The 13,868-nt window shown below is 61.8% G+C and carries 12 protein-coding genes; 8 read left to right on the forward strand and 4 right to left on the reverse strand.

Annotated elements, in window-relative coordinates; translation table 11 throughout:
* Positions 1–5: 5 nt before the first annotated feature.
* Complete coding sequence (locus C84B14_RS08235) at positions 6–1,682, forward strand: multidrug ABC transporter permease/ATP-binding protein (RefSeq protein WP_353223242.1); 1,677 nt, start codon at positions 6–8, stop codon at positions 1,680–1,682.
* A 1,124-nt stretch (positions 1,683–2,806) separates the two neighbouring features.
* On the opposite strand, the gene C84B14_RS08240 is transcribed toward C84B14_RS08235, so the two are convergent.
* Positions 2,807–3,706 (reverse strand): LysR substrate-binding domain-containing protein, encoded by a 900-nt coding sequence (locus C84B14_RS08240; RefSeq protein WP_353223244.1) that lies wholly within the window; start codon positions 3,704–3,706, stop codon positions 2,807–2,809.
* Positions 3,707–3,808: 102 nt separating this feature from the next.
* Here C84B14_RS08240 and C84B14_RS08245 point away from each other — a divergent pair, with 102 nt between their 5' ends.
* The 7 genes from C84B14_RS08245 to C84B14_RS08275 all read left to right on the forward strand — a co-directional run bounded on the left by C84B14_RS08245 (position 3,809) and on the right by C84B14_RS08275 (position 9,845).
* Positions 3,809–4,210 carry a hypothetical protein gene (locus C84B14_RS08245; RefSeq protein ID WP_348765155.1) on the forward strand — a complete coding sequence of 134 codons (402 nt, stop codon included), beginning with the start codon at positions 3,809–3,811 and terminating at the stop codon, positions 4,208–4,210.
* A 39-nt stretch (positions 4,211–4,249) separates the two neighbouring features.
* A complete protein-coding gene (locus C84B14_RS08250; RefSeq protein WP_353223246.1) occupies positions 4,250–5,809 on the forward strand; it encodes a BCCT family transporter in 1,560 nt (519 codons plus the stop codon).
* Between the two features lie 482 nt (positions 5,810–6,291).
* On the forward strand, positions 6,292–7,086 hold the full coding sequence (locus C84B14_RS08255; protein WP_348765197.1) for an SDR family oxidoreductase: 795 nt from the start codon (positions 6,292–6,294) through the stop codon (positions 7,084–7,086).
* Positions 7,087–7,169: 83 nt separating this feature from the next.
* On the forward strand, positions 7,170–7,748 hold the full coding sequence (locus tag C84B14_RS08260) for a TetR/AcrR family transcriptional regulator (RefSeq protein WP_353223247.1): 579 nt from the start codon (positions 7,170–7,172) through the stop codon (positions 7,746–7,748).
* A 68-nt stretch (positions 7,749–7,816) separates the two neighbouring features.
* Complete coding sequence (locus tag C84B14_RS08265; protein WP_353223249.1) at positions 7,817–8,590, forward strand: MBL fold metallo-hydrolase; 774 nt, start codon at positions 7,817–7,819, stop codon at positions 8,588–8,590.
* A gap of 17 nt (positions 8,591–8,607) precedes the next feature.
* The gene (locus C84B14_RS08270; RefSeq protein ID WP_353223291.1) at positions 8,608–9,012 is read left to right on the forward strand and encodes an ester cyclase; all 405 of its coding nucleotides are present in this window, start codon (positions 8,608–8,610) and stop codon (positions 9,010–9,012) included.
* Between the two features lie 98 nt (positions 9,013–9,110).
* The gene (locus C84B14_RS08275; RefSeq protein WP_348765160.1) at positions 9,111–9,845 is read left to right on the forward strand and encodes an SDR family NAD(P)-dependent oxidoreductase; all 735 of its coding nucleotides are present in this window, start codon (positions 9,111–9,113) and stop codon (positions 9,843–9,845) included.
* Positions 9,846–10,056: 211 nt separating this feature from the next.
* Here C84B14_RS08275 and fhuB read toward each other — a convergent pair whose 3' ends face one another.
* From fhuB to C84B14_RS08290, 3 genes are read right to left on the reverse strand one after another with little or no spacing between them, the layout of a single operon-like run.
* Positions 10,057–12,021, reverse strand: a complete 1,965-nt coding sequence (gene fhuB / locus C84B14_RS08280; RefSeq protein ID WP_353223251.1) for a Fe(3+)-hydroxamate ABC transporter permease FhuB — start codon at positions 12,019–12,021, stop codon at positions 10,057–10,059.
* Positions 12,018–12,917 carry an iron-siderophore ABC transporter substrate-binding protein gene (locus C84B14_RS08285; RefSeq protein ID WP_353223253.1) on the reverse strand — a complete coding sequence of 300 codons (900 nt, stop codon included), beginning with the start codon at positions 12,915–12,917 and terminating at the stop codon, positions 12,018–12,020. Before C84B14_RS08285 ends, fhuB begins: the two co-directional genes overlap by 4 nt.
* Before the next feature lie 26 nt (positions 12,918–12,943).
* Positions 12,944–13,711, reverse strand: coding sequence for an ATP-binding cassette domain-containing protein (locus C84B14_RS08290; protein WP_348765163.1), 768 nt, complete (start codon positions 13,709–13,711; stop codon positions 12,944–12,946).
* Positions 13,712–13,868 lie beyond the last annotated feature (157 nt).

The following is a 13,868-nucleotide window of genomic DNA, read 5'->3' on the forward strand; positions in this document are numbered from 1 at the left end:
CCCGAATGGAACTGCTTCGCCTGATCTGGCGCGACTATCGCGCTGCCTTCATTGCCGTGCTCGTCGGCAGCATGGCCAGCGCGGGGCTGGGCATCGGCGTGATTGCCTTCATCAATTCGCGGCTGATCGAAACCGGCAGCGGCGCGCTGGCGGCCCTGCCCCAGTTCTTCGGCCTCATCGTCCTGCTGCTGGCGATTTCGCTGGCCTCCCAGCTGGGCCTGACCACGCTCGGCCATCGCTTCGTGTTCGATCTGCGCTCGCGCCTGGTCAAGCAGATACTGGATACCGATATCGAACGTATCGAACGCCTGGGCAGCGCGCGCCTGCTCGCCGCCCTGTCGTCGGACATACGCAACGTCACCATCGCCTTCGTACGCCTACCGGAGCTGGTGCAGGGCAGCATTCTCACCGTAGCCAGCGTGCTTTATTTAGGCTGGCTGTCGCTGCCCATTCTCGCGATTACCGCGGTCTGGATCGGCGCCACCATGGGCTTCGGCGCCTGGCTGGTACGGCGCGTTTATCACCATATCGCGCTCGTGCGCGAGGCCGAAGACGCGCTCTATCGCGACTACGAAAACGTCATCCACGGGCGCAAGGAACTACGCCTCAACCGTGCCCGCGCACGCCGGCTGTTCGACGAAACCTATACCGACAACGCCCGTCGCTACCAGCGCCACATCATTCGCGCCGACACCTTCCATCTGTCGGCCAACAACTGCACCAACATCATGATGCTGGGCGCGATCGGGCTGGTGTTCTTCCTCGCCAACGGCCTGGGCTGGGCGACGCCGGCCGTGGCCGCCACCTATGCGCTCACCCTGCTGTTCGTACGCACGCCACTCATCGGTGCCATCGGCGCCCTGCCCACGCTCATCGCCGCCCAGGTCGCCTTCGACAAGCTGCGCACGCTGGCCCTGGCCGAACACGCCCACGGCTTCGACCAACCCGCGCCCATCAGCGCCGACTGGCAGACCATCGAACTACGCCAGGTCTGCTTCGCCTACGACGGCGACGAGGCCGAAGCCGATACGCCCAGCGGCTTTGCCATCGGCCCCATCGACCTCACCCTGCGCCGCGGAGAACTGGTATTCCTGATCGGCGGCAACGGCAGCGGCAAGACCACCCTCGCCCGCCTGATCACCGGCCTCTACGCACCCAAATCCGGCCAGATTCTTGTCGATGGTCACGTCATCGATGCCAACCGGCGCGCATCGCTACAGCACCTGTTCGCCGCCGTATTCACCGACTTCCACCTGTTCGAACAACTGCTCACCAGCGACGGCGCCCCCGTGGACGACGCCTTCATCCAGGACTGGCGCGAACGCCTGGGGCTCACCAACAAACTCGCCCTCGAAGGCGAACGCATCCTCGACACGCAGCTCTCCCAGGGCCAACGCAAACGCGTGGCCCTCATGCTGGCCCTGGCCGAATCCCGCGACATCCTGTTGCTCGACGAATGGGCCGCCGACCAGGACCCCACCTTCCGGCGCGTGTTTTACCGCGAACTGCTCCCCGCCTTCGCCGCCCGTGGCCATACCGTGTTCGCCATCAGCCACGATGACCACTACTTCGAACATGCTGACCGCCTGCTGGAAATGCGCGGCGGTCAGTTGACGGAACTGACCGGCGCGGCGCGAGATGCGGCCAGTCAGGATGCGGTGGCGCGGATTGCGCCAAGCTGATGGAGAGCAGCTCGGCACCGAGAACCGGGGGAGTTAGTTCAAGTCTGCTTTCGGCCAGAAGCAGCCTTTGTAACTGTCGATTCGCAAGCCTGATGCGACGACAAATCATCGTGCTAATTGATGGCAAAGTATCGTCAACACGGTAACGAACACTACTCTTGTTAGTGGAACGTAAAAAGGTACCAACAATCTTTGGCACAGCTGCGATCTGCCATAAATGTTCCTTGCCCAGTTTCTTCGTCGAAGAATGTACTTCCGGGGGGCGCCGTACACCCTCGTGAATCCATTCGCTGTGCCAGCGAAAACGAAACCGGTAGCTTCATTGTAGATTTGCGACGCAGATAACTTTTTACCGTCGTTAGTCGTCTTTGAACATCGCAGGATCGAGACATCGAGCTCGTTCATCAAACGAGTTATCGATGCCGCGACATTACTCCGCAACTGCATGCCCGAGCTTATAAGGGTGTAGTCCCCATCGCTTTCCATCCTCGAAAGCTCCGGCAAATCGACACAATAGTTTGAGAGTTGCTCAATCTCACTATATCGATCATTCAACTTTGTCCGGAGCTTTTGTACCGTGTTGTCGTTTTCTTCCGTACCTGATTGAGCGCACCCGCCTATGGTCACGAGTATCAAAGCAAGCAGGATCAACTCGGCGGGACTTCGCACTTTTTTACCCGCTAACATATGGCGCGGCCGTTTATCATAAGGCCATTGTCCTCAACCGCTTTTATCCCTCCGGGCGTTCGAGCAATAACGCTTCGTAGCATCGAGCTGGGTGGGTAATTCCTTCCTTTGTGTTCGACGAGCAAGCCACCGTTTCGCTCGTGCCTTAAACCTTCTTCGCGTGCTTGCAAGATAGCCTGGCAAGCTTGAGCCTGCCGCACTTTGTGCAAACGGATGATCTTGGCACTGCTCTTATCGGGCGGCGTGTGCACTTTTAAAATAGCTTCTAGCTTGCTGAGAGGAGACGAAAAGGCGACGCGTTCTTTAAGCAGAAGCTGAAAGCGCCTCGCTATTTCTGTTATTTTATCAACGGGTTATAGGCACTGCTCACCAGCCGTCGACGAAGACAAGGGAAGCGCGCCCTGCAAGTTCACGATGACTACGTCCGCTTTGGGCCGCTAACGGCCAAGAGCGGGCATATCCCTAAGGTAACTGCCGATGTTTTGAACTCGTTCGACGATAAGATCAGCGAGCGACGAGGCGGCAAGTGTCGCGCGGCCGGTGCTTCGATAGAGTCGGATATCGATGGTCGGCAACTCCGGCAAACCAACCTCTTCTGGCTGAAGAATCCGAAGTTCCGAGTCGACCATGCTGGGTATGGCCACGGTGACAGCCAAGCCCGCTATGACGGTCGCGCGCAGCGCGCCGAATGCCTGGTTTTCGTAGGCCGAGCGCCACGCTATCCCCGCGCGGTCGAGCGCTGCCGTTGCGGCCGACCGAAAAGCACAGCTACCCTGGGGCCATACCGCCAGAGGTAACGGGCGCCTTAGATACGCGCCCGACCCCGGCGCTGCGACCCAGACCAGCGGCTCGCGGCGTAACTGCTTGCCGCCCCGTGCGCTCGATTCACGAGTAACGATCGCCATGTCGATCTCGCAAGCCGTCACCTGCTTGACCAGGGTCACGCTCAGTTCGGATCGCACCTCCATCTCGACCTGAGGGTATCGCTCGGCAAACAATGCCAGCGTCTCCGGCAGGTAGAGCGCAAAATCCGCGGGTAATCCAAGCCGGACCTTACCGGCGATTTCGCTATCGGACAGCCGCTCTCTGAGCTCCGCATTCAGTCGAAGCATTTCACGTGCGTATCCCAATGCTTCGCGCCCGGCCCGCGTCGGTTTGAGCTGTCGCGACGTGCGTGCCAGTAGCGCGACGTCGAGCGATTCTTCCAGACGCTGTAGCTGCATGCTGATCGCGGATTGCGAATAGTTCATCTGCTTTGCGGCGGCTGTAAAGCTGCCGCTCTCGACGATAGCTACGAAGCTTTGTAGTGCCTTCAGATCGAGAACAGGGGCGCGCATGACGTATCAGATAATTTGATAGATGAATCAATAATAAGCGTTTCACAGATTGATTTGGCAAGTCCATATTGCGCGCCTCGATCGATACGTTCGGACCGCGTCATGGATAGATGCAACAAGCCACACGATAAGCCGGCAGCGACACAGCGCACCGAGAGAGCACAGGCACGTCGCACACGTGAGCGCGTTCTAGCTGATCTCGATCTAGCGGGTGGCGATGCGCGTTACCCGCGCGATCGTCAGCCCGCGCAAAAACCCTATATCTACGCGCCCGCCATGCCGTCGCTGGATCTGATCCAGCATATCCGTGTACGGCTGCTCGCCTGGCACAACCGTCGCTGGCTGCGGGCGCTGCTGTCTCGCGATGACCATGTGCTGGCCGGCTTCGGCTTCGGTCGAGCCGAGCTGCAGTGGGCGTTGCGGCTGCCCAAGGAAATGGATGCGAATGAAGCATTGCGTCACAAGCGCCGCCACCGGGCGAATGCCTCTCAACCGACCGACTGAGCCGATCGTCACGGCTTCAATATCAACAGGATCATCGTTTTGTCCCGACTTAAAACTTATATCCAAACCCATACAAATCCGCCGGTATTTCTGATATCCGGCGGCATCATGCTCGTCATGGTCGCTTGGGCTTCGCTTGCGCCGGCACCGTTTGCCGGGGTCGCCAATGAAGTCAACGACTTCATCACGACCTATTTCGATTGGCTCTATGTATTCAGCATGGCCGCTTTTCTGGTGTTCGTGCTTGGCGTCGCGTTCAGCCGCGCCGGCAATCTGCGCCTGGGCCCGGACGATTCGAGGCCCGAGTTCGGTACGTTCTCATGGCTGTCGATGATGTTCACCTGTGGCATGGGCGTCGGGCTCGTGTACTACGGCGTGGCCGAGCCGGTCATGCTCTATCAGAATCCGCCTTTCGGCGAACCCGAAACCGTAGAGGCGGCCAAGACCGGCATGAACTACACCTTCTATCACTGGGGGTTGCATCCGTGGGGCGCTTATATCGTGTTGGGCTTGGCGCTCGGGTATTTCTCGTATCGCCGCGGCTTGCCGCTCAAGCCGGCCTCGGCGTTTTACCCATTGATCGGTGACCGGATCAACGGCCCGATCGGCCATACCATCGACATACTGGCGGTTTTCGGTACCTTGTTCGGCTTGGCGACGTCGATCGGTCTGGGCGCGAGCCAGATCGCAGCCGGGCTCAGCAGCCTCTTGCCGGTCAGCAGCGGGCTCGGCACACAGCTGGCGATCATTTTCGTGGTCGAACTGGTCGCGATCGCCAGCGTGATGATGGGCATCAGTGCGGGTATACGACGCCTGTCGCTATTCAATGCCGCACTGGCCGGCGTATTGGCACTGTTTGTATTCATCGCTGGCCCGACACTCTATATCCTCAGCTATCTGGGCAACGACCTCGGTTACTACATCCAGAATCTGCCGCTCACGAGCCTGCGGCTGTTTACCGACGAGCAGGGCGAGGCGTTCCAGACCGCCTGGACGTTGTTCAACTGGGGCTGGTTCATTTCCTGGTCGCCGTTTGTGGGCATGTTTATCGCGCGTATATCGCACGGGTACACGATCCGGCAGTTCATTCTCGGCACGCTGCTGGTGCCCAGTGGTGCGTCGATCATCTGGTTCGTGATCTTCGGCCGAACGGCCCTGTACAGTCTGCTCGAGGGCGGCGGCAACCAGGCACTGCTCGACGCGGATGCCTCGCATATGATCTTCGTGGTACTGGAGGCCTTGCCGGTAGCCGGCACGATCGCCGGCATCGCCGCGATGCTGCAGATCGTCGTGGTCACACTGTTCTTCGCAACCTCGTCGGATTCCGGCTCATTGGTGGTCGATATCCTCACGAACGGCGGCGATCCGCATCCGATCTGGCAACAGCGTCTGTTCTGGGCCATCCTCGAAGGCGTGATCGCCGCGGTTCTGTTGATAGCGGGCACACTCGGTGGCGGCAATCCCCTGAGCGCGATCCAGACCGCTTCGGTGGCGTCCGGGCTGCCATTCTGCTTTGTGCTGCTGGGGATGTGCTTCACCTTGCAGCGCGCTATGTCGGAAGAGCTTCGCTTTGCATCACCTGCCGTTTCGCGAGCCTAGATAGCGGCGGCCAATGCTGTGATGCACATGCCGTCAGCCGGCAGGTTCGGCTGACGGCATACGGAGGCTGGTCAGGAGTGCTAGAGAACTTTGTAAGGCGGTTGATCTACGAGAACACGGCTGGCCCTGACCTCTTCCGGGCCTGGGTTTGGTCGTGCTGGCGCAACCCTCGCTGTCTTCATTTGCGGGCGGTTGTCTTGCCGCAGCGGCTCGTGGCAGCGCGTGTCGCAACAATCCCTGCGTTGGTAGTCGGGTTACACGGTGTTTTGAGAGCGCTTCGAGCACGATGGTCGCGTATCCAATACGGTGAGTGTTATTGAGCGACCCAAAGCAAGGTAAATGATGTCGACGAATACAGCCCATACCATAGTACTCGACGTCGGCCCTGAACGGGGCTTGGGCGCCACTCTTTGCCGCCGCTTCGCTGAAGGCGGGCATCATGTCTGGGTAGCCGGGCCAAACTGGATCGCACGGTTGCTGCGATCAAAGCAGCAGACGGGCAGGCTTCGGCCTGTGTTACGGATGCCACCGACGAACAGAGTGTCGTCGACTTGTTCGATGCGGTCGAAGCTGCCGGCGGCCATATCGCCTGCGTCATCTATAACGTGGGCAACAATACGCCCGGTCGTATCCACGATATGACCGCTTCGTACTTCGAGCAGAGCTGGCGTACGATCTGTCTCGGTGGTTTTCTGTTCGGCCGCGAAACGGTACGGCGCATGCGCGCGGCCGGACAGCGTTCGAGTGTACCGCGCACGCTGATCTTCACGGGTGCCAGCGCCTCGCTTCGGGGCCGCGCCGGTTACGGTGCCTTCAATGCGGCCAAAGGTGGGCTGGGTAATCTCGCAGCGGCTCTGGCCAAAGAGCATGCGAGCGACGGTATCCATATCAGCCATGTAGTGATCGACGGCGGGATCGACGGCGACAAGATGGATCAGGCCATGCCGGATGGCACGAAAAAGGCGGCCTGCGAGCAGTTGATCGATCTGAAAGGAATCGCCGCCTCGTACTGGTTTCTGCATCAGCAGGATCGACGGGCGTGGACGTTCGAACTCGATCTGCGAACCTGGCAGGAACAATGGCAATGGGCGGCTCTTGCCCGCCGCTACGAGCCGCCGCCTCAACGCCTTTTCAATAGCCATCGCCGTATTCACGAGCGTGGGTGGCGCCGACACCACGTCATGTGGATCAAAAATCGGCGTGCCCGAGCGGTCGCGTTGCTTGACGGCGAGACATGCGCCATCAATCGCTTGAGTTCGTACGCTCATTCACGATGAACGTTACGCGCACGAAAAGAACTTGGCATTCTGGACTAAATGGTCCATAATGGCGGCTAGTACACACCGCAGGACAGTCGCCGGTGCCTCGACCGCAACAATTTGATCGGAAGCAGGTGCTCCAGCAAGCGCTCAAAGTCTTTTGGCACCAGGGCTACGAAGCCACTTCGATGACGGACCTTATGCGGGCGACGGGCCTGAGTAAGAGCAGTTTCTACAACACGTTCGCCAGCAAGCACGAGTGCCTGCTGGAAGCTTTCGACAGCTACCGGGCGGACCGTCTGCGTGACATGGATCGGGTGCTGGCAGGCGACAACGCAAAGGAGTCGATTGCAACGTTCTTTCGCATGATCGTCTCGGATGCGAAAGCGCCCGAATTCATCAATGGTTGCATGAGTATCAATCAGGCGGTCGAGCTGGCACCACACGACGAGGCCATCGCCACGCGGGTTGATGAGGATTTTCAGAGGATCGAGGACGCACTGGCCGAAGCAATCGAACGAGGGCAGCGTGCTGGCAGTATCGCCACGCGGCGCGATGCGCGGAATATCGCACAACTCATGGTTGTCGCGTTTCCCGGTTTCCAGGTGTTGGTCCGGGCGGGTAGTCCTCAAACTCGACTGAATCATGCACTCGATGAGTTGTTAGCGATCCTCGATTGAGTCAGAGAGCGCGTCGATATTTTATTTGTTCAATTTGGACCGATCGGTCCTTAAAAGGAGTCATAGCCATGAAACTGAAACAGATCCGTAACGCCACTCTGCGTATCGACATCGGTGGGGTGAAGTTCTTGCTCGACCCCTACCTTGGCGATACGGAAGTCTATTCGGGTTTCGAAGGCACGCTGAACGATCATCTGCGTAACCCGCGAATTCCGCTGCAGACGTCGATGGAAGAGATTCTGGACGTAGACGCCGTGATCGTGACCCATACGCACGACGATCATTGGGATGAGGCCGCGATTGCCAATGTGCCCAAGGACTTGCCGGTATTCGCCCAGCATGCGGCCGACGCGGAACTCCTTGCGTCTCAGGGGTTCGAGGACGTGCGCGTGCTGACTGAAAATAGCGAGTTCAACGGCGTATCGCTCATTCGCACACCCGGTCAACACGGCAGTGACGAAGCGCTCGCGGCGATCCCGGAGATTCTGGGCGAAGTCTGTGGCGTGGTGTTCAAGCATCCGGACGAGGCGCGCACGCTTTATGTGGCGGGCGATACGGTCTGGAACCGTCACGTCGAGGACAATCTCGCGCGGCACACCCCGGACGTGATCGTACTCAATGCCGGGGATGCGCAGGTGCCCGGGCTAGGGTCGATCATCATGGGTACGGCCGATGTGACCAAAGTCTACGAAACGATGCCGGAGGCGACACTCGTGGCCAGCCACCTCGACGCCGTCAACCATTGTGCGCTGAGCCGGAATGAACTGCGCGAATACGTGCAGGCGCATGATATGACCGATCGCGTACTGGTTCCGGCCGACGACGAAGCCTACTCGTTCTAATCTGCGGAGCCTTGATCATGTCCACCGACCAAAACAAGCAGATCGTTCGCGATTTCTACAACGCCATTGCCCGCGAAGACTACGAGGCGGCGGCACGCTGTTGTCACGAGGATTTCGTGTTCTACCTGCAAGTCGATGAACCTATCCACGGCGTCGACGGCTTCATTGCCTCGGAGAAGAGGAACTTCGATTCTTTCTCGCCGTTCGAATTTTCCATCCAACAATTGCTGGCTGAAGGCGATCAAGTGGCGGCATACATGCTGTTCGATGGCCTACATACCGGTAACGCTAACGGCATCGAGCCCACCGGCAACCGTGTGCGCTTTTCCCTGGCGATGTGGCTGACGATCGAAGACGGCAAGATCCGAACGAAGCGTGCGCATTTCGATTCAGCGGACGTACATCGCCAGCTGGGTGCCTGAGCGGAGATTGGCCGACAAGACCGTTTGGGTTCGACGCTACAATGCGGGTCAGCCAGATGGATAACGCGTATTAACGAAGATCGTGAGGGAGTCGTTGCATGAATCGCTTCGAAGGCAAGGTGGCGCTGGTCACCGGCGGGCGCTCTGGCATCGGTCGCGCCATCGCACGCCGCTTGCGTGACGAAGGCGCTACTGTGTTCACCACCCAGCGCGGCGCGGACAAGGAATTCGATTCGATTCCGGCTGACTTTTCGGATCCGCAAGTGCCGGCGCAGGTTGTGGCTCGTGTCATCGACCGGGCGGGTCGCCTTGATGTGCTCGTCAACAGCGCCGGCATGATGCAGGAAGCATCGATAGAAGATATGTCGCCCGAGGCGTGGCAGCGCAACCTCACCGTCAACCTGACGGCACCGTTTCTGCTGATCCGCGCAGCGCTGCCGTTTCTACGCGAAACCGGCGGCAACATCGTGAACATAGGGTCGCTCGAAGGCCTCGCTTCCAATCCCAACCATGCAGCCTATTGCGCCGCCAAGGCTGGGCTTCACGGGTTGACGCGTGCCGTGGCGGTGGATCACGGGCACGAGGGCATACGCTGCAACGCCGTGGCGCCCGGATGGATTAACACCGACTTGAACGCCGATCTTGTCAAGAACGCTGGCGACCCAGCGTCGTTCGAGCGGAATATCGCCAGCATCCATCCTGTGGGCCGCGCGGGAATCCCTGAAGAAGTGGCGGCGCTGGTGGCTTTTATCGCTGCTGATGAGGCTGCGTTCATTACCGGGCAGATTTACAACGTCGATGGCGGGAGGACGGCTCAGCTCAGTTTTCCGTAACCGGGCGCGTACTCGCGGCTTTTAGAACGCAGTTCAAACTGGTAGTCGGCCATAGATGATTTCCGGCGGCCTTATGGCGGAACGATCTACGCGCTGCACGGCGCCCGCTGGGACGTGCGAAGCTGGGAACGACGGTTGGCATCAAGGTCGACTATGTGAAGATGCTGGTGCAGTCAAACGCATATGTGGCCTTATTCGCGAATAATCTTGCCTAAAGCCGCCGCAACCGCCACATGAAATAGCTGCCGCCGATGAGCGTGGCGACGATGCCGGCTGGGATTTCGCTGGGGAATAGCAGCATGCGGCCGACCCAGTCGGCCATGACCATGACCAGGGCGCCGAGAACGGCCGCGCCGGCGAGTTGGTGGCGGGCACGGGCCAGGCCCATGATGCGCACGAGGTTGGGTGCCAGCAGGCCAATGAAGCTCAGCGGGCCGACCACCAGCGTTGCGCCGGCGGTGAGCAGCGCGACCAGTACGAGCAGCAGCAGGCGGCTGATGCCGACGTTTACGCCCAGCGACCGGGCGGTGGGCATGCCCAGCGGGAGCAGATCGAGCCAGACCTGTAGCGGTCGGACGACGGCGAATAGAACGAGACCCAGCACGGCGACGGTCGCGGCCAGCGGCAGTTCGACGTAGTAGGTGGTGCCGGAAATCCACGCGAGTAACTGTTGCGTGCGCGGGTCGCCGCCGGCGAGCACGATCTTGGAGACGGCATCGAACAAAAACAGCACGCTGATGCCGGTGAGCAGTACGCGTTCGGGTTCGTAGTCGCTGCGGGCGTTGAGCCCGACGAGGACGGCCAGCGATGCGAGCGCGCCGAGCATGCCGGCAGCCAGCAGCACGGGCACGCCCGCGCCGGGCATGAGCAGCACAACCGCCAGCACGCCCAGACCGGTGCCGGCACTGATGCCCAGCACTTCCGGGCTGGCCATGGCGTTGCCGGACACACGCTGGATCACCGTGCCGGCCACGGCCAGCATCGCCCCGGCCGCGCCGGCGGCGAGCACACGGGGCACACGCCACAGGCCGGTTTCGTCCCAGGGCCGGGTGAACGGCCAGTCCCAGCCGTCTGCGCCTTGGCCTACGAACAGCGCGACGATGACAGCTGCGGCCAACCCGATGGCGAGCACGGCAACGAGTCGGCCTGGGGTCTGGCTGCGCGGCGCGGGCGACGGCGGCGAGCCCGGTTCGCGTGCCAGATTGAGCCGCGGAATGAGCCACAGCAGCAGCGGCGCGCCGAGTGCGGCCGTGGTGGCGCCGGTGGGAATGAGCATCGACGAATGCAGCGTGACCAGTTCCAGTACCTGATCGGTAACCGCGAGCAGCAGCCCGCCGAATATCGGCGCCCAGACAAGCCGGCTGGCCAGCCGGCGCGCGCCGGCCAGACGCACGATCGACGGTGCGGCCAGGCCGATGAAGCCGACAACGCCCAGCTCGACGATCACCACGGCGCTGGCGAACACGCCCAGCCCCAGGCTTGCCGCCCGCAGCCAGGCCAGCGATATCCCCAGATTTTTCGCGTTGGTGTCGTCGAGATCGAGCAGCGCGAGCGCGCGTGACAAGGCCACGGCAGCCACGCCGGCGATCGCCAGGCGCGGCAGCAGATAGAGCACGCCGTCCCAGTTGTTCTGGGCCAGCGAGCCGGCGCCCCAGATCATCATGCCGCGCAGCGCTTCTTCGTTGAACAGCAGCAGCACCACGGCGAGCGCGCCGAAATAGAGGTTGACCACCAGCCCGGCGAGCACCACCACCGTGGGGGCAAGATTGCGCCGCCACGCCAGCGCGAACACCAATGCCATGGCCCCCGCACCACCGGCAAAGCCCACCAGCCCGCGTGCATGCAGCATCAGCGCCGGCGCGAACAACGTGCCCAGAAGCAAGGCCAGATGTACGCCGCCGACCACGCCCAGCGTGGTGGGTGCGGCCAGCGGGTTACGTAAGGTCTGTTGAAACAGCACGCCCGCCAGGGCCAGGCCGGCGCCGCCAACGAGTGCGGCGGTCACGCGCGGCAGCCAGTTGTAGCGGGCCAGCACGCCGGCGATGTCGTTGCCGTCGGCCCAGAGGGCGGCAATGCCTACTGCCGAATTCTGGTGCAGCACGCAGGCGGCCAGCACCGCCAGCAGCAGCGCGAAGCCTGCACACAAACGCGCCGGTGTGACCCAGGGCGTGGTCATGACTCGGCCCGGCCGGCGCTGCAGTCCTCGCCCAGCGCGTCTACCAGAACACGGGCAAAGCGACTGGCCGAGGGCAGCCCGCCGAAGCCCCATACCGGCGGCACGTAGAGCACCGGGGCATTGTTCACGGCCGGCAGGTGATGCCAGAGCACGCTGGTGTCGATCTCTTCGGCCACGCCAACGGGCAACGGTTTGACCACCACCATGCGCGCGTTATCAATCGAGGCGAGCCGTTCAAGCGGCACCGTGGCAAAGCCCCAGTAGTTGCCGCCGGACTGCCAGGCGTTGGCGATGCCCATGCGCTCGAGCACGCTGCCGATGAGGCTGTTTTGGGTATACACGCGCACGTGCCGGGCATCCATGAACTGCACCACCAGCAGCGGCTTGCTCTGCTCGGGCACCTGCGCCGCACAGGCTTCGATACGGGCCTGCGTGTCGCGTACAAGCGCATCGGCGGCCGCCTCGCGCCCCACCAGCGCGCCCAGGCGGCGGGTGGATTCGATGGTTCGATCCCACACAGCGCCCTGCCCGTCGTAGATATCGATCGTCTTCACCGGCGCGATGGGGGCCAGCCGTTCGCTCAGGCCGGAATACATGGAGGTGATGGTGATTACGTCGATATCCAGCTGCGACAGCAGCTCCATGTTCGGCTGGACCCGCAGGCCCAGATCGCGCACGCCCTCGGGCACGTCGGGCGCGGCCACCCATTCGTTGTAGGCCGGAATCTGCGACATGGCCACCGGCGGTGCGCCGATGGCGATCAGGGTCTGGGCCTGGCCCCAGTCGATGACGGCCAAGCGCGGGGCATCTTCGGCCCGGGCAAAGGCGGGCACGGCACAAAAAAACAAGGCCAGCCCGAGCAGCCAGCCTATGCAGATCGCGCGCCGTGCCGGCACGGCACGGGCGGCAGCGGCCCGCCGCCTCACTGGACGACGGCGATGGGGTGGTTGTCGGCCGGGTGCGCCATCACGCGCATGCGCACCCCGTAAATTTCCTCGAGCGTTTGATCGCACATGAGTTCGCGCGGCGCGCCCTGGGCCAGCAGCTTGCCGCCGCGCAGGGCCACCAGCTGATCGCAGTAGCGCGAGACCATGTTCACGTCGTGCAGCACGATGATCACGCCAATGCCCAGCGTGGTGGCCAGTTCGCGGATGAGCGCGAGCGTATCCACCTGATGGGCGATATCCAGCGCCGAAAGCGGTTCATCGAGCAGCAGAAAACGGCTGCCCTGGGCCAGCAGCATGGCCAGCCATACGCGCTGGCGCTCGCCGCCGGAGAGGGTGTCCACCATACGATCGGCCATGCCCTCGATACGGGTGATTTCCATCGCCCGGGCCACGGCGCGCTTGTCTTCGCGGGTCATGCGTCCGAGCAGACCCTGCCAGGGGTAGCGCCCGAACGACACCAGTTCGCGTGCGGTAAGACTGGTGGCGGCCGGCAGCTGCTGGGGCAGATAGGCCACTTCGCGGGCAAATTCACGATCGCCCCACTCGCCCACGGCGCGCCCGTTCAAGGACACCTGGCCACGGCTGGCGCTCTGCTGGCGGGCCAGCAGCTTGAGCAGCGTGGACTTGCCGGAACCGTTGTGCCCGATCAGGCCATAGACCAAGCCCTGCGTGAAACGCAGATCGGTGGCTTCGAGAAGACAGCGTCCATTGACCTCGAAGCGTGCGGCGTTGAGTTCGAACATGACCTTCTCCGCAGCGTGGCTCTATGCGTACGCCGCGCGGTGACTCGGCAGGTGCCCGAGAATAAGCTAAATACGAATGCTTATCAAAAAGATGAAGCGGCATTGGTCGGCCCTCGCCCGGCACTATCCAGGACAGCCGGGGGCTTTACGGCCTAGC

It is taken from the genome of Salinisphaera sp. C84B14 (assembly GCF_040361435.1).
Taxonomy (GTDB): domain Bacteria; phylum Pseudomonadota; class Gammaproteobacteria; order Nevskiales; family Salinisphaeraceae; genus Salinisphaera.

Bases quoted from the DNA above. Each gene is read 5' to 3' on its own strand.
- C84B14_RS08235 (WP_353223242.1), top strand. From the start codon at position 6: ATGGAACTGCTTCGCCTGATCTGGCGCGACTATCGCGCTGCCTTCATT.
- C84B14_RS08240 (WP_353223244.1), bottom strand. From the start codon at position 3,706: ATGCGCGCCCCTGTTCTCGATCTGAAGGCACTACAAAGCTTCGTAGCT.
- C84B14_RS08245 (WP_348765155.1), top strand. From the start codon at position 3,809: ATGGATAGATGCAACAAGCCACACGATAAGCCGGCAGCGACACAGCGC.
- C84B14_RS08265 (WP_353223249.1), top strand. From the start codon at position 7,817: ATGAAACTGAAACAGATCCGTAACGCCACTCTGCGTATCGACATCGGT.
- C84B14_RS08270 (WP_353223291.1), top strand. From the start codon at position 8,608: ATGTCCACCGACCAAAACAAGCAGATCGTTCGCGATTTCTACAACGCC.
- C84B14_RS08275 (WP_348765160.1), top strand. From the start codon at position 9,111: ATGAATCGCTTCGAAGGCAAGGTGGCGCTGGTCACCGGCGGGCGCTCT.
- fhuB (WP_353223251.1), bottom strand. From the start codon at position 12,021: ATGACCACGCCCTGGGTCACACCGGCGCGTTTGTGTGCAGGCTTCGCG.
- C84B14_RS08290 (WP_348765163.1), bottom strand. From the start codon at position 13,711: ATGTTCGAACTCAACGCCGCACGCTTCGAGGTCAATGGACGCTGTCTT.